This is a genomic window from Azonexus sp. (genome assembly GCF_041909095.1).
Taxonomy (GTDB): Bacteria; Pseudomonadota; Gammaproteobacteria; order Burkholderiales; family Rhodocyclaceae; genus Azonexus.
The window spans coordinates 130735-153364 of record NZ_JAYREB010000008.1 but is presented as its reverse complement, the minus strand read 5'-3'; the positions used below and the strand labels follow the sequence as shown (position 1 = coordinate 153364).

The window sequence follows — 22630 nt, the reverse complement described above, 5'->3', positions numbered from 1 at the left end:
TTCCGTAGCAAAGCAATATTCTGGAATCCATCATGGGCATTCAATTAGAACTGAACAAGGGGCGCGTCCCGGTCAAGGTGTGGACGCGCGATATCGAAGCTTCGGCCATGCAGCAGTTGCTGAACGTGGCCAACCTGCCGATCGTGCATGGTCATGTCGCGGCCATGCCGGACGTGCATGCGGGCATCGGCGCCACCGTCGGCAGCGTCATTCCGACGCGGCAGGCGATCATTCCGGCGGCGGTCGGCGTGGACATCGGTTGCGGCATGAACGCGGTGCGCACGACGTTGCGTGCCGAGGATTTGCCGGACAATCTGCGCAGTCTGCGTCTGGGCATCGAGGGCAGCGTGCCTTGCGGTTTCGAGCAGCACGCGGCGAGCCGGATGCGCGGCAGCGCCTTGCAGCGGGTCGGGCGGGTGCTCGACCAGCGGCTGGATACGATTGTCGGCAAGCATCCGGGGCTGATGAAGATGCAGCGCCGTTTCAGCGAAACCTGGCTGTGCCAGCTTGGCACGCTGGGCGGCGGCAATCACTTCATCGAGCTCTGCCTAGACGAGGCCGGCGCGGTGTGGGTGATGCTGCATTCGGGCTCGCGCGGCATCGGCAACGTCATCGGCCGCTATTTCATCGCCGCCGCGCAGAAGGACATGCAGCGTCACCGCATCCATCTGCCGGACCGCGACCTAGCGTATTTCAGCGAGGGCTCGGACCTGTTCGACGATTACGTCGAGGCGGTGGAGTGGGCGCAGGATTACGCGCTGCTCAACCGGCAGCAGATGCTGGCGGCGGTGGTCGAGGTGTTGAAGAAGCAGCTGCCGCCTTTCCGGCTGGAGAGCGAGGCGATCAACTGCCACCACAACTACGTGGCGCGCGAGCGGCATTTCGGCGAGAACCTGCTCATCACCCGCAAGGGCGCCATTTCGGCGCAGGCGGGCGAACTGGGCATCATCCCCGGCAGCATGGGGGCGCGTTCGTACATCGTGCGTGGGCTGGGCAATGCCCAGTCGTTCTGCTCATGCGCGCACGGGGCGGGGCGGCGGATGAGCCGCAGCGCGGCCAAGCGGCGCTTTTCCCGTTTCGATCTGGAAGACCAGACGGCGGGTATCGAATGCCGTAAGGACAGCGGGGTCGTCGATGAAATTCCGGCGGCGTACAAGGACATCGATCAGGTGATGGACAACCAGCGCGATCTGGTGGAGGTGGTCCATACCCTGAAGCAGGTCCTGTGCGTGAAGGGGTGAGCGATGGCCAAGAAACTTGAACCGTTGATCCTGCCGCAAAGCCGGCCGCGCAATCCGCTGCTGGTGCCCGGCCTGACCCGCCGCGCCGGCCCGCACGGCAACACCCGCAAGGCCGCCCGCCAGCAGGCGCGGCAACGCACTCGAGAGATGCTCGATGCGTTGCTCGCCGGCGATGTGGCGGAGTTTGAAATTGATTGAAGGACAAGGCCGCGGCCGATCCGGTCGCGGCGCATTTTTTACCAAGGAGAAAACCATGACTGACCTTTCCCAGCCCCCGCTACGCACCTCATTCCCGAATGCACCTCCCGGAGTCATCCATGCAAAAAGCACTCGCCGACGAGATCGTCGCCTGCCTGCAGGGCGAACGCACCGTCTATTCCTATTACCGTGACCGCTACGGCATCGGCCTGTTGCGGCATCACTGCCGCCAGCAGCCGGGGCGCCGCGCGCCGGTCGCCGCCTTGCGCCGTTCCGCCTACGCCGGCCTGCTCGAAAAGCCGCGCCTGAAGCCCTTGCTCGCCACCTGCGGCGGCAGCCTCGACGAAGCCTGGCTCAATGCCGCCGATTACGATGCGGCGCAGATGCCTTTCATCCTCAACCTCGCGCTCTGGGGCGACGAGTCGCGCAGTAAGTGGCGCTGGCAGCAGACCTCGCGGCCGGGCGTCAATCTGGTGCTGCAACTCAATTTCAGCGGCGAACACGAGCGCCTATTCGCGCCGCTCGGCGACGCCGACCACCTGTTCACCTGCTACAGCCACCCGGTCGCGCGCCAGCGCCACACGCTGGCCTGGGCGCGCATCGACATCGACTGGGCGAGCGGCAGCGCGCTGATCGAGGAAATCCAGAACGACTGGCTGCGCTACGCGGACGATCTGGAAGACTGGTTGCTGCGGCAAAAGCGGGCCGGCGCCGGCGACCAGGACGTCGTCAAGTACGGCTACCGCAAGCTGCCGTTACCGCTCGGCCAGTCGCTCGCCTACTGCCGCCACCTGCGCGAACGCTACCAGCCGATCTGGGCCGAAGCCATGCTGTGGGCGGCGATTGACTTCCTGCGCGAGGAAATCGGCATCGCGCACATCTACTACCACAGCGAAGCGAGCGGCCGCCTGCTCAAGCGCATCGGCCACTCGGCGCCGCCGCGCTCGCTGTACACCGAACTGCCGCGCCGCTTCTGCTTCCAGCCAACCGCCGACTGGCCGGATTTCCTGCTCGCCGACAAGGCCAACGCAGGACTGCGGCGGCAGAATCCGGCGGTGGGGATGTTTCGGTTGGCGGCGTAGGGAGGGAGTGTTTCCTTGCTGGCTTGCCTGTGCGATGACAGGAAGCGTTTCCGGGCGTGCGGCTATTCGGTGCTGACGGCGGCGATCAGCGCATCAAGCACCGCAAGCTTGCCGCGCGCCTGTTCGAGCTTCTCGTGCGGAAAATACTTTTCGTGATAGCTGACCTCGGTCGGGTCGCCGGGGGCATGCTTTTGCAGTTCCTTCTTGCAGGCTTCGGTAGTATCTGGCGCTGGCTTGCCGAGGATCGCCAACAGGGTTGCTTCAATCGCGGGCACGGAAACGATGGTGTCGACTTTTTCCTTTCGTAGCCAACGCGCTTCCGCTGCCGTGAGCGGAATGTCGGCATCCAGCACGGCAATGCGTTGGCTGAAATCTTCCGTCTTGGCGACCGACTTCAGCTTGTCGATGATGCCCTGCGGGCCATGCCCGTGGGCATTCCTGATCCTGACGGACAGTCGCATCCCCCGGCGGTAATAGAGCTTTTTGAGGTGAGTGATGAAGGCTTCTTCCGTTTCGCCCTCGACCACGATCTGCACGGTCCGGTTGGTTTTGCGCAGCGGACGCTTTGCCATGTGCCGGTCTCACAGCATGGGCACGGCGCCGTAAGTGCCGGCCATGTACTTGGCGTAGAAATTGTCATCGGCGCGCACGCCTTCCATTTCCGACAGGCGCCAGGCTTCGCTGCGGCAGTGTTCGGTCTTCTCGACCAGCATGATCTGGCCTTTCCTGAGCAGGTTGAGGATTTCCAGCGAGTGGCAGGTGAAGATGATCTGGGCGTTGTGCGGATTGCTCTTCGGGCTGATGAACAGGTTCAGGATCGGCTCCAGCATCAGCGGGTGGAGGTCGGATTCCAGTTCGTCAAAGATCACCACACCGCCTTCCGCCAGAATGGGCAGCAGGCCGGCAAGCAAAACGAAGGCCGCCTGGGTACCGCTGGATTCGGCAAACATGGGTAATTTCATTTCGCGTTCGCCGTCGCGGTGGATGCCAAAAGGCACCAGGACCTCTTCTTCCTTGCCGTCCTGCATGCTGCGCAAGGTCTCGATCTGGACGTCCTGCAAGCCGAAATCCCACTGGTTGAGCAGCGTCGTCATCTTCTGGCGATGTTGTTCGCTATCGAAGAAGAATTGGGTGGCGTTCATGACATCGTGCATGCCGCGAAAGGCCTTGCGACCGTTCGGGCCGACATTGCTCCGGCGCTTGCCCAGGGCGTTGACAATGCTCCGGGCGGTTTCCACGCCGAACTGCTCCGCCGTGGAAATCAGCGAGGCGAGCGGCTTGACCTTCTCGGCCTGTTTCTGCGGCAGGCCAAAACTGCGTTGCTGGATTTTCTCCGTGCCGCTGGCTTCGTCCCATTCGCGTGTGAACAGCGTGCTGAACAGGCGGCTGGTCTTGAGTTGCAGGGATTCGGAAAGCACGCGTTCGCTGCTGACTGCGAGCGTGTAGCGGTACAGCTTGTGTTCGGCTTCAAACTCCAGTTCAAAGTGGCTGGCGCGATCCGCGCCGAGCAGATGGGGTTCGACGGCCAGGGCGCCGCCGCCCTCCTTGAAAAAGGACTGGGTGATGAACCAGCAGACGAAATCCAGCGCCTTGATCACGTTGGTCTTGCCCGCGCCGTTGGCACCGACGACCGCCAGCAGCTTGCTCAGTTGGCGGTCGGTGGCGGTCGAGGCAAAGCTGCTCTCGGTGCCGCTGGCGCGCGCATCCAGGACGAAAGAGATTTCGCTTTCGTCGGCGAAGGAGAAGAAGTTGGAGAAGCGCAGGGCGTGGATCAATTTGTTGCTCGACTGTTTTCAACAATATGTTGTTGATTGTGCCTTAGTAAATTGAATTTTGCACGCTGCTCGTATGAGCCTGGTTGATCATTTTCGTGGCGCCACGAAAATGGTCGCTCGCGGGGCTATCCGCGCGCTAGCGTCAGTCGCGCTTCCCCACCGCCCTCCGGATGATTCGCAAACCCCGCCTCCCCACCATGCAACCTCGCCACCTCCCGCACCAGCGCCAGCCCCAGTCCTGTGCTCTTCTTCCCCGTCGCCGGTCGGGGCAGGGAGTAGAAGCGATTGAAGAGTTGCGCCAGGGCGTAGTCGGGGGCGCCGGCGCCGTGGTCGCGGACGCGGATTTCGGCGGCTTCGGCGGTTGTGCGCAGAGTCAGGAAGATTTCGCCGCCGGCGGGTGAGAATTCGATGGCGTTGTCGAGCAGGTTGAGCACGGCCTGGCGCAGCAGGAAGGCGTCGCCGTTGAGGGTGATGCCCGGTTCGGCGTCGATGACGCAGTGCAGGTTGCGCGCGGCGAGCGCCAGTTGGCGGTCGGCGACGGCGGTTTTGAGGAGTTCGGCGAGGTCGACCGTGGCCTTGGCGCCGGGCGCCTGCAGTTGTTCGACGCGGGCGAGTTGCAGCATGCGTTCGATGATGTCGCGCAGGCGCCCGGCCTGTTCGCCGATGCTGGCGGCGAAGCGGCGGCGGTCTTCCGCCGGGAGTTCGTCCTCGAGGATTTCGGCGGCGCCGATCACCGCGGTCAGCGGGCTTTTCATCTCGTGTGCCAGATTCTGCACGTAGCGTTCGACGTACTGCTTGCCTTCGAGTTTTTCGCGCATCGTCGCCAGCGCCTGCGCCAGTTCGGAGAGTTGGCGGCCGCCGCCGCTCGGCGGTTCGGCTTTGCGCCCTTCGCTGACGGCGCGGGCGTAGTCGCGCAGGCGGTGGATCGACCAGCTGAGCCAGGCGGTGAATACCAGGCCGATCACCGCCGTCGCCAGCAGCAGCGTCAGTCCGGAGGCGCGCACGCGGTCGGTGGCGCGCTCGACGAAGGGGGCGATCGAGGTCATCGGCTTGGCCAGCGAGATGACGCCGATCAACTGGCCGTCGCGGCGCACCGGCGCGGCGACGTGCATGACCGAGGTGGTCGGATCGTCCGGGTTGTATCGGCTCTGGCGGGCGCCGTATTCGCCGCGCAGGACGCGGGCGACGTCCTTCCACTGCGAGAAGTCCGCGCCCCGCGCCTGGCCGGCCGAGTCGTAGACGACGACGCCGTGCGCGTCGGTGAGATAGATGCGCAGGTCGACGCTGTCCTTCCTGATGCCGTAGATTTCGGCGCCCGGATGGCGTTGCAATGCGGCGGCGACGGCCGTGGCGAAGGCGCCGTCGTTGATCTGCCCGGCGGCGAGTTCGCCGGCGGCCAGTTCGGCGAGCAGGTTGGCGCTGTCCACCAGGCTTTCCTCGGTGGCCTGGCGGATGCTCGGCTCGCTCTCCTTGACGAAGGTGTACAGCACGAACCAGGCGGCCAGCCCGACCACCAGGAAATAGCCGAAGAACAGGCGGATCGAGATGTTCACGGTTCAGGCGGCCAGGCTGTAGCCGAGGCCGCGATGGGTGAGGATGACCTCGTCGTCGCGCACCGCGCGCAGCTTGCTGCGCAGCGTCTTGATGTGGGTGTCGACGGTGCGCTCCAGGCTTTCGCCGTCGTCCTGCCAGACCGCCGCCATGATCTGCGGGCGGCTCAGGATGCGCCCCGGGCGTTCGAGCAGCAGCGCCAGCAGCAGGTATTCGTAGCGGGTCAGCGCCAGCCAGTGGCCGTGGTAGGCGATGCGCAGACCGTCGCGGTCGACGGCGAATCTTTCCGGCTTGGGCGCCTGGGCGCCGGAGTCGCCGTTCTGGCGCGGCTCCGGATGCAGGCGGCGCAGGATGGCGCGCACCCGCGAGGCGACCTCGCGCGGGCTGAACGGCTTGGTGACGTAGTCGTCGCCGCCCAGTTCGAGGCCGACGATGCGGTCCACCTCGTCGGAACGGGCGGTCAGGAACAGCACCGGCAGGTCGGAGTCGCGGCGCAGCGCACGGCAGACGTCGAAGCCGGTGATGTCGGGCAGGCCGACGTCGAGCACGACGAAATCGACGCCACCCTGTTGCAAGCGCGCCAGCGCCTCGCCGCCGAGCGTGCAGCACTCGGTGGCGAAACCCTCGGCGCGCAGCGCGTAGCTCAGCGTATCGGCGATGGCCGGTTCGTCGTCGACGATCAGGATGTTCATGATGGCGGCAATGATCCCAAAAAACCTTGCTTATCCCAACTCATTTGCATGCAAGTCGGGGATTTCTGACGGGCGACGAATGCGCTGTTGCACTGGTGATCAGCCGGCGCCGGCCTTCAGCGGCGGAAGGATTTGACCAGGGTCAGGTCGCCGATCTTGCGCAGCGGAATCAGGAAGGTTTCGCGCTTCTCGGCTAGTGTGTTCTCGTCGAAAACCAGGCTGATCCGCGCCGTGATGACCGGAATCTCGCGCGTGCTTTCGTCGAAGTGGTAGCCGCCGGCACCGAAATTGCCCCAGTAGTTGACGAAGATATGATAGTCGCCGTGCAGCGGCGCCGCGGCGGTGAACATCTCGGGGCCCGGCCCGTCGACACTGTCGACGTCCAGCCCGCCGCCGTTGCTGAGGACGGGATGGGCCCAGAAGGCATGCTGGCCGTCGGGGGTGATGACGTGCATGTCCACCTCGGCCTGGCTGTCGTCCCACGCCAGAGCGACGCGCAGGCGCGGCTGGGGACGGCCGGCATTCGCCTCGTAGAACTGCACCCGCTTGACGCTGCGGTCGTTGTCGCGTACCTCGATGCTGTTCGAGCCGGCGCCGAAGGCATAGGGCCGGGCGTAACGGCCGTCTTCGCCGGCGTACAGCGTCATGGCGTTGCCGTTGACGATCAGCGTGCCGGGTTTGCGCGGACCGGCGGCCTTGAGGCGTCCCTGGATCAGCGAACGATGGCGCTGCGCGCCACGGTCGATGGGCGGGTTCGGATAGGCGTAGGCGGCGTCGCCGCTACGGTCGATCAGGCCACCGTAATTCCAGCCGCCGACCGGCTTGTCGATCTCCGCTGCAGGGACGGAGAGGCAGGTGAGAGCGATGATGGCGCCGAATGCAATGGTGTTCTTCATGGATAGGCAAAGGACTTCACAAGGGTTAGTTCCCCCGGTTTGCGCAGCGGCACCCGGAAGACTTGTCGGCGTTCGGCGAGGCTGTTCTCTTCGCTGATCACCGCCACCTGCGCCGTGCTCAGGTGGTCGTCGGACAACGAGCCGGCACCAAAGTAATTGACGAAGACATGGTACACGCCCGCCGGCGGCGCGGGGTTGGCGTAAATCTCCGGTCCGTAGCCGGTCGTCACGTCGACATCGAGCGCGCCGCCGTTGGCCGCCTGGCGCGCGCCATAGAACACATGCTGTCCGTCGGGCGAGATGACGTGCAGGTCGAGGTCGGTGTTGTCCGAATCCCAGGACAGCACGACGCGCAACCTTGCCTGGGCACGGCCCGCGTAGCCGTCCACGAACTGGCGGCGCGTACGACGCCCGTCAGGGGCGCGCACTTCGACGCTATTGCTGCCGCTGCCGAAGGCATAGGGGCGGGCGAAACTGCCGTCGGCGTCCACCTGCAGGGGCATGGCGGTGCCGTTGACGATCAGCGTCGCCGGCTTGCCGTCCGGTTTACCGGTTCCGGCGATACGGCCGCGAATCTGTGCCGATAACGGCTGCCCGTCGACGTTGACCGACGAGGCGGGGTAATTGACCTGCTGGTGGAAGCGGCCCGGCTCGCCGGCGGAATGCCGCCAGCCGCCGGCCGGCCGGTCAATCGTCACCTGCGCGCCGGCCGAAGCGGCATGCAGGATGCAGAGGAGGGCGGCGGAATGCGTTTTCATGGCAATGCTCCGGCGTCGAGCCGACGCGCAGTTCGTTCGACGAAGTCTTCGTCTTCGCCGCTCGGGTGGAAACGGAAAGCAAGATGGACGTATTCATGCGCCAGGGCGAGGCGCCCCTGGGCGGACATCCAGTCGCGGACATAAATGCGGTTGCGGCCTTCGTCGGCATAGGGATGGCCGGTGCCGAGCGCGCAAACCGTAATGCGCTCCGGCGTTTCGAAACCGGGCTCGGGTCGCAGCGCGCGCGCCCAGGTGACGCCCCGGCCGGCAAGCCAGGCTTCCGCGTCCGCAAGCCGTGCGCAATCTGTGCCATGGCCGATGCCGCCGAAGGCGGCAGGGCTGAAGGCGTCGGCAAGAATGGCATCGAAGCGCTGCCCGGAGGCCGCCAGTGCCTCGGCGCGACGCCAGGACATGACCTGCGGCGCCGCCTTGTCGCGGTGGTAACGCACCGGGGTTTGCAGGACCAGGCCCTCGGTGAACCGGGCGGCGGCACGGGCGGCGGCCGATGGCGGATTCGGGCTGACGCGCTGGCGGCGGCTGTCGTCGGCGATGCTGCGGCAACCGTTGGCGAAATTCGCCTGTTGCACGAGGTAGCTGCGCGCGGCCACGGCCAGCGCGCGCGCCGCTTGCGGCTGCGCAGCGCTGCCTTCGCGGTCGATGACCCGGGCGACATAGTCCTCGATGGTAAAGCGGCCGCGTATCACCGGCCGGCCGCCTTCATGGTCGAGGTCCAACGTGCGCCGGGGGTACAGGGTAAGCCGGCTGCCATTCTCGAAGCGCACCTCCACCGGCCCCGCCAGGCTACCGCCCGGAACGGCCCTGCCCTGGGCGTCGCGCACGCTGGCAATCGGATAGCGGGCGAAGAAGTGGACGTCGACGCAGGGTGCATCGCCCTCGTCGGCATCGGTGTCCGGCGCGGGCAGACCTTGCGCCAGCGCGGCGCCATGGCGTTCGATGGCGTTACGGCTGGCGCCGGCCGCGGCAAACCAGAAGGCCGTGCCGTCCGACGTCCAGCCCGCGCCACCGCCGATATTGCGGCCGTGCTCGTCGTGCCAGGAGAAGGTCTTGAACCTCAGGCCAGTGCCAGTCTCGGGCCAGGCGTCGCGGCCGTAGCCTTGCAGCAGCACGGCCAGCAGCGCTTCGCGTGCACGCCGGCGCGCCGGTGGCGACACCGCATCCAGCGCCGCGAGGAGTTGCGCCGGCGCAACCCGCGTGTCCGCCTTGAGCTTGTCGAGGTCGGCCAGCCATTCCGCGTCGGGATCGCCGCGTTCTTGCCAGTAACGGCGCCAGTCGGCCGCAGCGATGCCCAGCCGCGTCGGGGCGAAGTAGGGGGCGCAGGAGCGTGCAAGCGCATCGTCGCGCTCCACCCAGGCTCCGGGTTCGCAACAGTACTCGTCTTCACCGCGCGCGGTGGAACGCGCTGCGCAGCGGTAGGCGGGTTCATCCTTGCCGGTGTCGGCGAGGTAGGCGTAGACGAAGAGTTTCCAGACGCTGCCGAGCGGTATCCGCTCCGGTAGCCGGGCCTGCCCGGAGGACAGTCCGTGCCAGCGCACCGTGCCGGCATCGCGCCAGGCGACGACGGCATCCTGGGCCGCGGCGGCTTGCACCATCAGGGCGGTGCAGGCGGCCAGCAGCGATCGCACTAGTCGACGCGGACGCTGGTCCATGCGCGATCCTTCGCTTCGAAGGCCTTCTGTTCCGGCTGGTACATCCGGTGGAAGCGCGCCGGCGGCAACTGGAACTGGCCCTTCTGGGAGAAGCGCAGCAGATGCCGGATCGTCACCTCACGGTCGAGAGGGGCGACCGGCACTGCATAGCCGAAGCGGGTGTTCTCCTGGCGTGCCTTCTCCATCGCTTCCGCGCCTTTGCCGCCACGGCGCAGGCTGATCCCCCAGGTGCTCTTCTCGACCGCGGCACCAGGCGGCAAGGCGGCTTCGAGCAGGCCGTAGTGCATCGGCGTACCGTTGGGCCGCAGCACGATTTCGTCGAGATACACCTCGTTGCTGTGCACGACGCCGTTGCGGGCGACGGCTTCCAGGCTGAACTCGGCGCTGAAGGCCACCGTGTCAGGGGCCGATGTCTGGCCACGACGCGGCGTGCCGTCCGCTTCCTGACGCGTCGTTGCCGCCTGGACGAGCCGGTAGAGGCGCCGCTCGACCGTCACCGGCAGCGAACCCGCCTGGGGCGCGCGGCTCTCGTAGTCGACGAAGGCGACGCTGCCGGCGGCCGGCGCCGCCGCGAGATCGAGCGTCTTCGGTGTTGCTGTGCCCGCCGGCAGGACGAAGGCACTACGACCGGTGGCGGTAACGACCTTGCGCCAGGGCGCTGCCGGAACGGGGCTGGCAGCGCCTCCGCCCAACTTGCCGCCCAGTGCCCGGTGGGTCCAGACCAGCGCCATCGCCCGTTCGAAGGTCGGGCTGGCAGGGCTGGCGGCAGCCAGCACCTGTTCCGGCAGCAGGCCGCTAGCTTTGCCAGTCAGCAACAGCAGGGCGTTCTCGAACGGCCGCTTTGCCGACTTGAGCACGTCGAGATCGGCAGCTTCACTTGCTTCCAGCGTCTTGCTGACGCGGGCGCCAGCCTGCCGGGCGGTGTGCGCGGTCAGTACCCGGGCGGCGGCGACGCCGCGACGGCCGGCGGGATCGGTCATGGCGATGCTGTCGCCGTCGCCGTGCCGGCTCGCCGCTGCCTTGTCGATGCCGGCCAGGTCGTCGGCCAGCGCTTCGACGAGCGAAACGACGGGCAGGCCGATTTCCTGCATCCAGGCCAGTGCGAGTGCCCGTTGCAGGGGCGGCAGGCGATAACCGCTGGCGGCATAGCTATTGAGCAGGCGGTTCCAGTGCTCGGGCGGCAGTATCAGACCAAGACTGCGGCTGGCGAGCCAGTCGGCATAGTAGGCATAGGCGGTCAGGAAGGCATCATCGCCGGTGCTGTCGCCCCACCAGGTGAACCGGGCGTTGGGGCCGGCCATCTGCGCCAGGCGGAAGCGCTGGCTGTAGAGGCGCTGCCGCAGCAGGCTGTCGGGCGCGACGTCGTTCATGCTCTGGATCGCCAGTGCCAGCGGGATCAGCCGACTGGCGGTCTGCTCGACGCAGCCGTAGGGATACTCGATGAGGTCCTCGGCGACGCGCGCGAAATGCGCGTCGGCGCCGGTGGAGAAACGCACGCGTACCTGCCGAGCATCGGCCGGCAGATCGAGTGGCACGCGGGTGGCAGCCAGGTCGATCTGCCGGCTGCGCGGGCTGGACCAGTGCAGCGGTTCGTGCCGCAACGGCACTTCGAGCGCATCGATCGCCCGGCCGTGCTGGCGCACGGTGAGCAGCACGGGCGACAGCGCGCCGCCGGTCAGTGGCAGGTGCACGAAGTTGATGCCGGGCTTGAGGTTCAGTGATTCGTGATGGCTCGCCCCGCCTTGGGCGCTGAATTCGACCTTCTGCACCTCCTGGCTCTGGTTGAAGAGCGCCACCGAGGCCATCGGCGCATCCTTGTCGCGCAACCAGTCGGGGCTGGTCCACTTGAGGTAGACGGTTTTTTCCGAGCGTAGCCACGCGGTCTTCTGGCCGACCGTTCCCGTGTCGTCGATGGCGCGGCCGGTGATGCGCCAGCGTGTCAGCGAATCGGGCATGGTGAAGCTGAAGCGGGCGCGGCCGTCGGCGTCCGTCTTCAGGCGCGGATGCCAGAAGGCGGTGTCGACCTCTTCGCGGCGCGGGCGTTCCAGCACCTTGACGGCGCGCTCGTGCACCTGGCGCCGGCTCGGGCCCTTGCCGGTGCGTGGCGAGGCGAGGTCGTAGCCGATGAAGCCGAGGCTGGCGGCGGTGCGCACATTGTTGCGGCGCGGGTGATAGAAGAAATCGAAGATGTCCGGTGCGATCTCCGGTTGCAGGACGTAGATCATCTCGTCGACGACGCCAACGGCCACGCTGGCCGCGACCGGCTTGCCCTGGCGATGGGCGAGGATATCGATGTCAACCTTCTCGCCGGGTGCATACGTCGCCTTGGCGAGCTTGAACTCCAGATCGATGCGCGGCTGGTCGACCTTGAGGCCCTGGTTCTGGAACACGTAGTCGCCATCCTTGGCGTAAGCCACGGAGAGCGTGATGTTCGGGCCGTAGTGCTCGGCCACCGGCAGCCGGGCACGCCACTGCGTCGGCGTCAGGCGTTCCAGCTTCACCCAGTCGGTGCCGGCGAGCATGGAGGTCTTTTCCACCTTGTCGCGTTCGAGGGTCAGCAGCGCATGCGCGACCTCGTCCGGGAAGGTGATCAGCGCCTCGGCGGTGTCGCCTGGCCGGTACTGCCTGCGGTCGAAGACGATGGCGATGCTGCCGGCGGGCGCCTTCGCCCCGGCGCCGCTGACGAAGTGCGACGCGGCGGCGACGACGTTGTTGTTCGCGTCGCGCAGCGTCAGGGTGTAAGAGCCGGCGCCGGGGAAAACCACCGAGACGCGGCCGGGCCGTTCGATCCGGCCTTCTTCGCGGGCGCGGTTTTCCAGGCGCACCCACTCCCAGCGCACAGGCGGGCTGCCCGCCTCGCCCGCGGCCGTGACGGCGAACTCGACGCGCTCGCCAGCGGCGGAGAACTGGCGATCGGCCTTCAGGGTCCAGGCATGGCCGCCGCTTTCGACGAGGAGTTCGCGCGTCGTCTTCACCCGGTAGGCGGCACCGTCGGTGGCGAAAACCGTGAGCACGTAGCGGCTGGGGTCGGTGGCGGGCGGTAGCGCGAAGGTGGCCACGCCCTTGTCATCGGTTTTAAACGACGCGGCGGCGAGCTTGACCGGGAATTGCCCGCCGTAGCCCAGGTCGCCATCCACCATCGTCATCTGCTGCGCCCGCACCGACAGTTCGACATTGGCGTTGCGGACCGGCTTGCCGTCCGGATAGGCGAGTTGCAGGCGGCCGGTGACGGCTTCACCGGTCCGGAAGTCCGGCTTGTCCGGCAGGACGGCGATCTCGAAATGGGGCTTCTGGTATTCGGCGACGCGGAAGGCGGCGCCATAGCGGTCGCCGCGGTAGTCGAAGCGGATCTCGTAGCCGCCGGCCGGCGAATTGTCGGGCAGGCGGAAGCTGGTATCGGCGCCGCTGTCGCTGGCGAGTGTGATCTTCTGCCGAGTCACCGGCAGGCCGTTCGGGTCGAACACCTGCACCAGCAACTCGCCGGACGCCACCGGGCGCGATTCGCGCGCGGACACGAAATCGCGCCCGATCACCTTGATGAACACCTGGTCGCCGGGCCGGTACAGGGGGCGGTCGGTGACGGCGTAGAGCTTGGCGTTGTAGATCTCGCTGTCGTAGTAGTAGTTCTCGGAAATGAAAACTCCGCCGGCCTTGTCCTCGCCCATCACGTAGGTCTGTTCCGGCGCACTGCGCTCGAAGATGGCCAGTCCGTCGGTGTCGGTGACGCCACTCTTGAGCACGCCGCTGCCGTCGGTCCACAACACCCGCGTGCCGGCGACCGGTTCTCCGTTCCGGCGCCCGGCGGCCCAGGTCAGGAGCTGGCCGGCGGAGATCTTGGTGATGGCGACGGTGTCGGCGACGAACAGCAGCGTGGTGGCGCGGTGCTGGCCGACGACGGCCTCAACGAGGTAGAGGCCGGGCTGGCGCCTGCCCAGCGGGATCATCACGTTGCCGTTGCCGGGAGCGATGAATTCGCTGCTGCTGCCGTCGAGCTGCACACCCTGCGGGGGCTCGATCGGGCGCGCAGCCGCGATTGGATAGCGGAAACTGTCCTGCAGGTCGAGGCCCTTGATCGGTTTGTACTGCGGGTCCTGACGGAAGCGCGTTGGCGTGTCGAAGCCGGGCTTGATCGCGAGCTCCGGCGCCTGCTTGACCGCCGCACCGCGCGCAGCGCCCGAGAACAGGCCGCGCCAGGCTTGACGCGAGCGCACGTACCAGCGGTCCCACGAATAGCGCAGCGCATTCGCCAGCCCGGTGCCGGCCAGGTTGCCGTCGACCTGGACGCGGTGCAGGTTCTTCTGCCGTTGCAGGAAGTCGAGCGGCCGCGGGATGCGATAGATGTAGACGTCGGCGCCGCCGTATTCGGCCACCGCTCCCATGTTGGTGGCCTCGAAGCGGACCTTGGCCTCTTCGTTGGAGCCGTAGGAGGCATCGGACAACAGGAAGAACGGCGCCCCCCGCGCCGGCTCCTGCGCCAGTACCGGCGGCGGAACGCCGAGCAGCGCCGCGCTCAGGGTCAGGGCAAGAACGACAAGCGATAGATACCGGCGAAATTGGGATTGTGCGGGACCGGTGGCCATCTGGTGTCCTTCCAATGAATGAGTGTCTTGATGTCGAGGGCGCGCAAGCCGTTGTCTGCCGGTGTTGCGGCGCCTGTGTGGTAAGCGAGGTAACGACCCATCCAGACCATCAGATGCTGGTCATCCCCCTGGTCGAAGAAAAACAGGTCGCCCGGCAGCGCCTGCTGCCACTCCCGGGAAACGAAGCGGGTGTTGCCCTGCACAAGTTCCAGGGCGCCGGCGTAGGCCGAACGCGACCCGTCGGCCAGGCGCCAGTTGTGGCGCAGGGCAGCGCGCTGTTCGGCGTCGAGTTCGAGTTCTGGCGGCAGGACGACCCCGGCCAGGCCCATCGACTTCTTCCATTTCGCGTCGTGCGGGCGCAGCGCTTCGGCAACGGCAAACCTGACCAGCCCGGCGCAATCGCGGTGCTGCCAGCGTGGCGTCGGGCCCTGGTCGACCTGCGCCCGGACAATGCGTACCAGCCAGGCGCGGAAGATGCGCGACTGCGCCGGATCAAGGCCGACGGCAGCGCGTGCAGGCCCGAACGCCGTGCCCAGGCAGGCGGCGGTGAGCCCTTGCAGGAGCAGGCGGCGGCGAAGATCGATCATGGCTTGGTGTTACGGTTGTGCTCAGGGATTGGCGGCCAGCGCTTCCCAATTCACTTTTTGCCAGCCGCCATTTGTGCCGGAAGCAGGCAGCATCAGGCGATAGGCTGGGTACTTGGCGAGCGCTTCGAGGCGCGGCACCAGATGCGTTTCGGCGGCGTCGTGCAGCGCCGCCTGGTTGTCGAGCACTTCGAAAACTGCCGCGCGCGACAAGCTGGCCATCGCTGCCGGCGTGAACGTCGCCAACGGCACGCTCCCCTGTCGGACCGGCATGGCATCGGCGATGCTGGGGTAGCGCCGTTCCAGGACATCCAGCGCCCGACCGACCAGTTGGTCGTCGGGCGAGAAGAGTAGCAGCCGGCCTTTACGGGCAAACGTGGGTTTGTAGTAAGCCGGCTGGCCATCACCGCCGTACGGGCCGTAGCGCGCGGGGGTCTGGTTCTGCCATTGCACCGTCCCCTGGCGGCTGACGTCGTCTACCCGCGTTCCCTTGACCATCCAGGCATACAACTCGCCCAGCGCCTTGTCGGTAACGGCATCGGCCTCCGCGGCTAGTTCGGCCACGAACAAGGGCGTATGCAGCGACGACTCGTCGTACCAGCAGGCAGCGGCGGTGCCGGCAAGGCGTGGCAGGCTGGTCGGTGCGCCCTGGGCGGAGGCGGGAATCAGGTTTGCCGGTAGGGCGGCCGGCAGCCAGGCGCAGGCGGCCGGGCCGGCCGGCAAGGCGCGGGACGAAGCAGCAGGCTGCAACGACGTGCCGCTGGCCAGTCGGACCGCGGTGCTCCATTGTCCTCGGCCGAAATCGAAGCGCAATGCTTCGACGGCCGGGAAGAAGCGCTGGTAGCCGAAGGACAGGAAGCGCGCGGAGACCACCAGGCGATGATCGAGATCGGCGTTGTCGAGACTGAATTCGCGGCGCAATAGGCCCTGGTCGTTGGCGTTTGCGCTCAGCAATCGGGCCAGCACGGTGGCGGCTTTGTCGTCTACCTTGTTGGGGCTGGCGAGCAACATTCCCGGGTCGGAGAGAATGGCGACGCGGTTGCCCCGGCTGGCGATCAGCAGGTTGCGGTCGCGCCCGTAGGAGAGCACCAGTAGCGGAACGCTATCGCCTCCCACGGCGATCTCGCCGGCTCGCGTGAGCTGCTTGTCCTTGAGCGCGAAGGTGGCGGCTTCCTGCACCAGGCGGGCAAGGGTGTCGCGCGTGATGACGGTCAGGGTGTACTCGGCGGCACCTTTGGCGTCGCGCCAGAAGGCGATTTCTGCCGGCTGATCGAGCACCTCCTGCAGCAACCGGTCGCTCCAGTTGAGGTCGTGCTCGTAGGCGATGCGCCTGAGGCTGCCGGTCAGACTCAAGCGGTCTTCGTTGTGCTCGTAATAGAAGACGAAGTCCTCGCTCAGTGTGTCCTTCAGTAGCGGTACGCGTAGGAGATCGCGTGGCAGGCGGGACAGCGAACGGGTGACGACGATGCCGTCCGGTTTCGCCAGATCGAGCGCCAGCCGGTTCACCTGGCCATCGAATTGCGCCCAACCTGAAAGATGGCGCATTAGCAGAACAGCTACTGCAAGATATAGAGAGATCTTCATCAATCTGGCCAATCGTGCCGCACCGCTCATGTTTCCTCTCTCCTGGATATGACGAAGTATTGAAACGGCATTATATGGCTTTCGCTGTCATCGCCGACGTGAGATCTCCGCGAAATGTCGTCGGCCAAGACAGGCATCGGCTCGGCGCTTGTGTCAGCTGCCACGGCGGGCGTAGGTGGTGGTGATTGAAGATCGACAGGCCTGCGCCTGCGTACCGGCGCCACAGGTCCGATCCGCTCGGTCTACGTGCGCGACCCCGACGCCAACCTGATCGAGATTTCCGAACCGGTCAGCGCCTGAACTGCGGCTTCACCCTTGCTTCATCGTCGCCTCACCCGGCCGGGCGACAGTGGCGGCCTGAACCTTTCGGGAGTCCGCCATGCCATCAGTCGTTTGCCCCGTCGTGCCGTCATCTGCCATTGCCGCCCGCCGGCGGGCGGGGGGCTGAAGCGATGTGGCTGCTTCTGCTCTATCCGCTGCTCTTCATTCTGCTTTGCGCCACTTGCGCCAGCCTGGCCTGCCGCCTGCTCGGCGCTGGCCATCTTGGCTGGCAGCCGGCGCTGCTCTACGGCGGTGGCGCCTTCCTGGTGATGCATGGCGGCTTCGTCTTCGGGCTGTGGCGCGGTGTCCTGCCGCTGCTCCTGCCCTTCATCGTCCTCGTTATCTGGGGCTGGTTCTTCTTCTTGCGCTGGCCGCGGCACGCGGCGGAAACCGTGGGGCTGGAGGCGGGCCTCGGCCGCTCGCTGCTTGCGGCCGGCCTGTACTTCGTCGTCGGCACGGGGATGCTGCTTTTCCTGTTCTCGCTGGAGGGCTGGAATATCCCGGCGATCGACTGAAACGCCCGGTCGGGCGGTTTACGGATTGCTCAGCGCTGCCAGGAAGCGTTCGGCGGCGATGCTGGCCGGCCAGGGTTCCCAGGGCGTGCCGCCGTATTGGGCGAGCAGCGGGTCGTCGGCCAGCGGCCTGACCTTGATGCCGAGCACGCTGCGCACTTCCGCCGCCGACCAGCCGGCGACGTGCACCGCCTCGCTGGCGGCGGCAAGGCGGTCGGCGTCCTTGTGCAGGCGTTTCTCGTCGGCGCTCCAGGCGGGCAGTCCGTAGCGGAGGAAGACCGCCTGCGTCAGGCGTTCCATCAAGGCCGCGAAAGCGTCGCCGAGGATCGGTTTGAGCGGCGAGATCGGGTCGAAGCCGATCAGGCCCTCCTCGGCGTCGTGCAGCAGTTCGCGCAGGGCGACCGCGCGTTCGAGCGGTGCCGGCGACATCCGGCGGCGCAGCGCCAGCACCAGGAGGCTGTGCTGCGCCACCGAAAGCGGTCGCGGCCAGACCGAGTGGCCGCCCCAGCGGAAGGTCCGGGCGAGGCCGATCGCCAGGTCGCGGTCGTCCCAGTCGAAAGGGGTCGGGTTGGCCAGGTCGAGGCGCCGGCCGGACGGCTGGCGCACCCAGGCGCGAGGGGTTTGCTGGCGGTTCATGCTGATGCGTTCGGCGGTGGGGCGTTGGAGCAGCGACTGTAACACCGGCCGCCGGCTTCACCCTCGCTTCATCCTCTCCTCACCCGGCCGCTGGACAGTGGCGGCACCTCCTTCAGGAGACCGCCATGACCCGCAACGCCAAGATCCTTCTGCTCAATCCGCCGCATACCGCCATCGGTAGCCGCGTTCCCGACGATCATCTGCCGCCGCTCGGCCTGCTCGCCATCGGCGGGCCGCTGCTCGACGCCGGCTTTGCCGTCGAATTGCTCGATGCCGACTACGATCCGCTGTCGCCACAAGAAATCGTCCGCCGCGTGCGGGCGGCGGCGCCGCGCATCGTCATGGTCGGCCACGCCGGCTCGTCGACCGCGCACGCCACCATCCTTGAACTGGCCACCCGCATCAAGGCGGCGCTACCAGATGTCTGCATCGTCTATGGCGGCGTCCATCCGACCTATCACTGGCGCGAGACGCTGAGCCAGTGCCCGGCCATCGACCTGGTCGTGCGCGGCGAGGGCGAGCGCACGGCGCTGCTGCTGGCACGGGCCATCGTCAGCCACGGCCTGGTCGCCACCGTGCCCGGCATCGCCTACCGCCAGGACGGGCGAGTGTGGGCGACGCGGCAGGCGAAACCGATAGCGAATCTGGACGACTACCGCGTCGCCTGGGAGTTGATCGACTTTGCCCGTTATTCCTACTGGGGCGGGCGGCGGGCGGTGGTTGTGCAGTTTTCGCGCGGTTGTCCCTATCTCTGCAGCTACTGCGGCCAGCGCGGCTTCTGGCGTAGCTGGCGGCATCGCGATCCGGTCCGTTTTGCCCGCGAGCTGGCCTGGTTGCACCGCGAACACGGCGTCGAGGTGATCAACTTCGCCGACGAACTGCCGACCGCCTCGCGCGCCGCCTGGCAGGCTTTCCTCGAAGCGCTGATCGCGGAAAACGTCAATCTCACCCTGGTCGGCTCGACGCGCGCCGGCGACATCGTGCGCGACGCCGACATCCTGCACCTCTACCGCCGCGCCGGCGTCATCCGCTTCCTGCTCGGCATCGAAAGCTACGATGCGGCGACACTCAAGGCCATCGGCAAGGACGCGAGCCCACGCGAGGATGCCGAGGCGATCCGCCTGCTGCGCCGGCACGGCATCGTCTCGATGGCGACCTACGTGGTCGGCTTCGGCGCCGAGACGGACGGCGATTACTGGCGCTCGCTCAAGCATCTGCTGCGCTACGACCCGGACCAGATCCAGCTCCTTTACGCGACGCCGCATCGCTGGACGCGCTTCTTCGAGACGGTCGCCCAGCGCGAGGTGGTGCAGACCGATACGCGCCTCTGGGACTACAAGCATCAGGTGCTGGCGACGCCGGGCATGCCGCCCTGGCGCCTGCTGCTCTGGGTCAAGGGCATCGAGGTGGCGCTGCAGTTGCGGCCGCGTGCGCTGCTGCGCACCTACTTCAGCCGTGACCCGGAATTCCGTCACGCCATGCGCTGGTACGTGCAGATGGGGCGCCGCGTCTGGCTGCGCGAGGTCGGCGAATTCCTGTTCGGCGCGCGGCCGCGAGCGAGCGGGCAGAGTCTGGCCGAATTCGAGCGGCGCCAGCGCGAATCGGCGCTACGCCCGGCCGTTGGCGCGACGGTGGTGTTGCCGGGCGCCCCAAGCGGAATGCCTGTCGCGCGCGCGGTGCCGCTCAGCCGCGCGGGAAGCGGACCGCTTGCGGGCCGCGCTGTTTCGACCTGATCACCACCGTGCTCGCCAGCTTGTCGTGCCAGCCCTGTTTCCGGCTGTCGAAGCCGACCCAGAGCAGGCCGAGTCCAAGCGGAATCGTCGCAACGAAATAGCCCAGGTAGCGCCCGAGGCTTTGCCCGAGCGACAGCGCGGCGCCGCTCTCGGCATCGACCACGCGCAGCGCCAGCGCCGCCTTGCCCGGCGTCGCCTGGCGTTGCATCCAGAACCAGATCACGGCGACCGCCGGCAGAATCCAGGAAATCAGGAAATCGGCCGGCCCGGCGAGCAACTGCTCGGAACCGAAGTATTCCCAGCCGTAGAGGGAAATGAGCAGCGGGAAGGTGATGATCACGATCAATAGCGAGTCGATGAAGCTGGCGCCGACCCTGACCCAGAAACCCGCGTATTCGACATCCGTTTCGTCCATGGCAACCCCGTTCAGCGATTGGTGACAGCGTCGGATGGCGCTGTCATGGGTTGATCCTGCCCGCAATCGCCAGTCGTGGCAAGCCGCCCGCTGCCTTTGCGGCAGCGGGCGCTGAGGCTCAGCTCAGGTCGAAGCGGTCGGCGTTCATCACCTTGGTCCAGGCGGCGATGAAGTCATGGACGAATTTCTCGCGGTTGTCGTCCTGGGCGTACAGCTCGGCGTAGGCGCGCAGCACCGAGTTGGAACCGAAGACGAGATCGACGCGGGTCGCCGTCCATTTCGTTGCACCGCTCTGCCGGTCGACGATGGCATAGCTGTTGCGGCCGGTCGGTTTCCAGCTATAGGCCATGTCGGTCAGATTGACGAAGAAGTCGTTGCTGAGCACGCCGACCTGGTCGGTGAACACGCCGTGCGCGCTGCCGCCGTGGTTGGCGCCGAGGACGCGCAGGCCGCCGACGAGCACGGTCATTTCGCTGGCGGTCAGGCGCAGCAACTGGGCGCGGTCGAGCAGCATTTCCTCCGGTGTGACGACGTAGGACTTCTTCTGCCAGTTGCGGAAGCCGTCGGCCAGTGGTTCAAGCACTTCGAAGGAGTCGACGTCGGTCATCTCCTGCGTCGCGTCGCCGCGGCCCGGGGCGAAGGGCACGACCACGTCGATCCCGGCCGCCTTGGCAGCGCGTTCGATGCCGACGTTGCCGGCCAACACGATCACATCGGCAACGCTGGCGCCGGTCTGGGCGGCGATGCCTTCGAGCACGGCCAGCACCTTGGCCAGGCGGGCCGGTTCGTTGCCTTCCCAGTCCTTCTGCGGGGCGAGGCGAATGCGGGCACCGTTGGCGCCGCCGCGTTTGTCCGAGCCGCGGAAGGTACGGGCGCTGTCCCAGGCGGTGGCCACCAGGTCGCCGACCGACAGGCCGCTGGCGGCGATCTTCGCCTTGACTGCCGCGACGTCGTAGTCGCTGTTGCCGACCGGTACCGGGTCTTGCCAGATCAGGTCTTCAGCCGGCACCTCGGGGCCGATGTAGCGCGCCTTCGGGCCCATGTCGCGGTGCGTCAGCTTGAACCAGGCGCGGGCAAAGGTTTCCGAGAAGTAAGCGGGGTCGGCGCGGAAGCGCTCGGCGATCTTGCGGTATGCCGGGTCGAACTTGAGTGCCATGTCGGCGTCGGTCATCATCGGCTTGCAGCGGATGCTCGGGTCTTCGACATCGACCGGCATGTCTTCCTCGGCGATGTTGATCGGCTCCCACTGGTGGGCGCCGGCCGGCGACTTGGTCAGCCACCAGTCGTACTTGAAGAGCAGGTCGAAGTAGCCGCCAGTGCCTGTATTCCATTGCGTCGGGTGCGTGGTCCACGCGCCTTCGATGCCACTGGTCACGGTGTCGCGGCCGATGCCGCGGCTCCTGTGGTTGTTCCAGCCCAGGCCTTGTTCTTCGACGTCGGCGGCTTCCGGCGCCGGACCGAGATTGGCAGCGCTGCCGTTGCCGTGCGCCTTGCCGACGGTGTGGCCGCCGGCGGTGAGTGCTACCGTTTCCTCGTCGTTCATCGCCATGCGGGCGAAGGTGACGCGCATGTCCTGCGCCGTCTTCAAGGGGTCGGGCTTGCCGTCGACGCCTTCCGGATTGACGTAGATCAGGCCCATCATCACCGCGGCGAGCGGGTTTTCCAGATCGCGTTCGCCGGAATAGCGGCTGTTCGCGCTACCGGTCGGCGCCAGCCATTCCTTTTCCGAACCCCAGTAGATGTCCTTTTCCGGATGCCAGATGTCTTCGCGGCCGAAAGCGAAGCCGAAGGTCTTCAGACCCATCGACTCGTAGGCGACGTTGCCGGCGAGGATCATCAGGTCGGCCCAGGACAGCTTGTTGCCGTACTTTTTCTTGATCGGCCAGAGCAGACGGCGCGCCTTGTCGAGGTTGGCGTTGTCAGGCCAGGAATTGAGCGGCGCGAAGCGCTGGTTGCCGGTGCCGCCACCGCCACGGCCGTCGGCGATGCGGTAGGTGCCGGCCGAGTGCCAGGCCATGCGGATCATCAGGCCGCCATAGTGGCCCCAGTCGGCCGGCCACCACGGCTGGCTGTCGGTCATCAGGGCCTTGAGGTCGGCCTTCAGGGCGGCGACGTCGAGCTTCTTCACTGCCTCGCGGTAATTGAAACCGGCACCCAGCGGATTGGTCTTGCTGTCATGCTGGTGCAGGATGTCGAGGTTCAGCGCCTTCGGCCACCAGGCCATGTTGGAATTGCCGCTGGCGGTGTTGCCGCCGTGCATCACCGGGCATTGGCCGGTGGCTTTCGGGTTGTTGCCTTCCATCTTGTTCTCTCCTGTCTGCTTGAATTATTGGGTCGCCGCTCACCGTCTTGCGCTGGCGGCTCGGGGTGAACTCAGGTTAGCACCGCAGGGCTCGATGGAAAGC

General features: G+C 66.8%; 18 protein-coding genes. 5 read left to right on the top strand and 13 right to left on the bottom strand.

All coding sequences use genetic code 11. From position 1 onward, the window contains the following. Positions 1-32 precede the first annotated feature (32 nt). The 3 genes from ACE3OV_RS14690 (at position 33) to ACE3OV_RS14680 (ending at position 2521) form a co-directional block, all read left to right on the top strand. Entirely contained in the window at positions 33-1241 is a 1209-nt protein-coding gene (locus ACE3OV_RS14690; RefSeq protein WP_374328139.1) for an RtcB family protein, read from the top strand. 3 nt (positions 1242-1244) lie between these two features. Continuing rightward, positions 1245-1439 (top strand): hypothetical protein, encoded by a 195-nt coding sequence (locus ACE3OV_RS14685; RefSeq protein ID WP_374328137.1) that lies wholly within the window; start codon positions 1245-1247, stop codon positions 1437-1439. A 119-nt stretch (positions 1440-1558) separates the two neighbouring features. Continuing rightward, a complete protein-coding gene (locus tag ACE3OV_RS14680) occupies positions 1559-2521 on the top strand; it encodes a hypothetical protein (RefSeq protein ID WP_374328136.1) in 963 nt (320 codons plus the stop codon). 62 nt (positions 2522-2583) lie between these two features. On the opposite strand, the gene ACE3OV_RS14675 is transcribed toward ACE3OV_RS14680, so the two are convergent. From ACE3OV_RS14675 to ACE3OV_RS14630, 10 genes are all read right to left on the bottom strand, one after another. After that, a complete protein-coding gene (locus tag ACE3OV_RS14675; protein WP_374328135.1) occupies positions 2584-3057 on the bottom strand; it encodes an RloB domain-containing protein in 474 nt (157 codons plus the stop codon). Between the two features lie 45 nt (positions 3058-3102). Further along, complete coding sequence (locus ACE3OV_RS14670; protein ID WP_374328134.1) at positions 3103-4296, bottom strand: ATP/GTP-binding protein; 1194 nt, start codon at positions 4294-4296, stop codon at positions 3103-3105. A gap of 125 nt (positions 4297-4421) precedes the next feature. Then, a complete protein-coding gene (gene creC / locus ACE3OV_RS14665) occupies positions 4422-5849 on the bottom strand; it encodes a two-component system sensor histidine kinase CreC (RefSeq protein WP_374328132.1) in 1428 nt (475 codons plus the stop codon). A 3-nt stretch (positions 5850-5852) separates the two neighbouring features. Next, on the bottom strand, positions 5853-6539 hold the full coding sequence (gene creB / locus ACE3OV_RS14660; protein ID WP_374328130.1) for a two-component system response regulator CreB: 687 nt from the start codon (positions 6537-6539) through the stop codon (positions 5853-5855). A gap of 116 nt (positions 6540-6655) precedes the next feature. Next, positions 6656-7435 carry a YfaP family protein gene (locus ACE3OV_RS14655; protein WP_374328129.1) on the bottom strand — a complete coding sequence of 260 codons (780 nt, stop codon included), beginning with the start codon at positions 7433-7435 and terminating at the stop codon, positions 6656-6658. Continuing rightward, positions 7432-8193 carry a YfaP family protein gene (locus tag ACE3OV_RS14650; RefSeq protein ID WP_374328128.1) on the bottom strand — a complete coding sequence of 254 codons (762 nt, stop codon included), beginning with the start codon at positions 8191-8193 and terminating at the stop codon, positions 7432-7434. Before ACE3OV_RS14650 ends, ACE3OV_RS14655 begins: the two co-directional genes overlap by 4 nt. Continuing rightward, complete coding sequence (locus tag ACE3OV_RS14645; RefSeq protein WP_374328127.1) at positions 8190-9860, bottom strand: DUF2300 domain-containing protein; 1671 nt, start codon at positions 9858-9860, stop codon at positions 8190-8192. The genes ACE3OV_RS14650 and ACE3OV_RS14645 overlap by 4 nt, the downstream gene beginning before the upstream one ends. Beyond that, positions 9836-14440, bottom strand: a complete 4605-nt coding sequence (locus ACE3OV_RS14640) for an alpha-2-macroglobulin (RefSeq protein WP_374328126.1) — start codon at positions 14438-14440, stop codon at positions 9836-9838. Before ACE3OV_RS14640 ends, ACE3OV_RS14645 begins: the two co-directional genes overlap by 25 nt. Beyond that, the gene (locus ACE3OV_RS14635) at positions 14377-15027 is read right to left on the bottom strand and encodes a DUF1175 family protein (RefSeq protein WP_374328125.1); all 651 of its coding nucleotides are present in this window, start codon (positions 15025-15027) and stop codon (positions 14377-14379) included. Before ACE3OV_RS14635 ends, ACE3OV_RS14640 begins: the two co-directional genes overlap by 64 nt. Positions 15028-15048: 21 nt before the next feature. Further along, a complete protein-coding gene (locus ACE3OV_RS14630; RefSeq protein ID WP_374328124.1) occupies positions 15049-16569 on the bottom strand; it encodes a DUF2138 family protein in 1521 nt (506 codons plus the stop codon). A gap of 491 nt (positions 16570-17060) precedes the next feature. Between ACE3OV_RS14630 and ACE3OV_RS14625 the strand changes: the two genes are divergently transcribed. Beyond that, entirely contained in the window at positions 17061-17444 is a 384-nt protein-coding gene (locus ACE3OV_RS14625; protein WP_374328123.1) for a hypothetical protein, read from the top strand. 18 nt (positions 17445-17462) lie between these two features. Here ACE3OV_RS14625 and ACE3OV_RS14620 read toward each other — a convergent pair whose 3' ends face one another. Next, entirely contained in the window at positions 17463-18077 is a 615-nt protein-coding gene (locus ACE3OV_RS14620) for a phosphohydrolase (RefSeq protein WP_374328121.1), read from the bottom strand. 125 nt (positions 18078-18202) lie between these two features. Between ACE3OV_RS14620 and bchE the strand changes: the two genes are divergently transcribed. After that, the gene (gene bchE / locus ACE3OV_RS14615; RefSeq protein WP_374328120.1) at positions 18203-19810 is read left to right on the top strand and encodes a magnesium-protoporphyrin IX monomethyl ester anaerobic oxidative cyclase; all 1608 of its coding nucleotides are present in this window, start codon (positions 18203-18205) and stop codon (positions 19808-19810) included. Here bchE and ACE3OV_RS14610 read toward each other — a convergent pair. Together ACE3OV_RS14610 and katG are read right to left on the bottom strand one after the other, a co-directional pair. Further along, entirely contained in the window at positions 19761-20225 is a 465-nt protein-coding gene (locus ACE3OV_RS14610; protein ID WP_374328119.1) for an RDD family protein, read from the bottom strand. The two genes, bchE and ACE3OV_RS14610, sit on opposite strands and share 50 nt — an antisense overlap. Positions 20226-20343: 118 nt before the next feature. Continuing rightward, positions 20344-22527, bottom strand: coding sequence for a catalase/peroxidase HPI (katG, locus tag ACE3OV_RS14605; protein ID WP_374328117.1), 2184 nt, complete (start codon positions 22525-22527; stop codon positions 20344-20346). Positions 22528-22630: the final 103 nt, after the last annotated feature.

Coding starts and splice junctions, on each gene's coding strand:
- ACE3OV_RS14690 (WP_374328139.1), top strand. CDS start 33: ATGGGCATTCAATTAGAACTGAACAAGGGGCGCGTCCCGGTCAAGGTG.
- ACE3OV_RS14685 (WP_374328137.1), top strand. CDS start 1,245: ATGGCCAAGAAACTTGAACCGTTGATCCTGCCGCAAAGCCGGCCGCGC.
- ACE3OV_RS14680 (WP_374328136.1), top strand. CDS start 1,559: ATGCAAAAAGCACTCGCCGACGAGATCGTCGCCTGCCTGCAGGGCGAA.
- creB (WP_374328130.1), bottom strand. CDS start 6,539: ATGAACATCCTGATCGTCGACGACGAACCGGCCATCGCCGATACGCTG.
- ACE3OV_RS14655 (WP_374328129.1), bottom strand. CDS start 7,435: ATGAAGAACACCATTGCATTCGGCGCCATCATCGCTCTCACCTGCCTC.
- ACE3OV_RS14650 (WP_374328128.1), bottom strand. CDS start 8,193: ATGAAAACGCATTCCGCCGCCCTCCTCTGCATCCTGCATGCCGCTTCG.
- ACE3OV_RS14645 (WP_374328127.1), bottom strand. CDS start 9,860: ATGGACCAGCGTCCGCGTCGACTAGTGCGATCGCTGCTGGCCGCCTGC.
- ACE3OV_RS14640 (WP_374328126.1), bottom strand. CDS start 14,440: ATGGCCACCGGTCCCGCACAATCCCAATTTCGCCGGTATCTATCGCTT.
- ACE3OV_RS14635 (WP_374328125.1), bottom strand. CDS start 15,027: ATGATCGATCTTCGCCGCCGCCTGCTCCTGCAAGGGCTCACCGCCGCC.
- ACE3OV_RS14630 (WP_374328124.1), bottom strand. CDS start 16,569: ATGCGCCATCTTTCAGGTTGGGCGCAATTCGATGGCCAGGTGAACCGG.
- ACE3OV_RS14625 (WP_374328123.1), top strand. CDS start 17,061: ATGTGGCTGCTTCTGCTCTATCCGCTGCTCTTCATTCTGCTTTGCGCC.
- ACE3OV_RS14620 (WP_374328121.1), bottom strand. CDS start 18,077: ATGAACCGCCAGCAAACCCCTCGCGCCTGGGTGCGCCAGCCGTCCGGC.
- bchE (WP_374328120.1), top strand. CDS start 18,203: ATGACCCGCAACGCCAAGATCCTTCTGCTCAATCCGCCGCATACCGCC.
- ACE3OV_RS14610 (WP_374328119.1), bottom strand. CDS start 20,225: ATGGACGAAACGGATGTCGAATACGCGGGTTTCTGGGTCAGGGTCGGC.
- katG (WP_374328117.1), bottom strand. CDS start 22,527: ATGGAAGGCAACAACCCGAAAGCCACCGGCCAATGCCCGGTGATGCAC.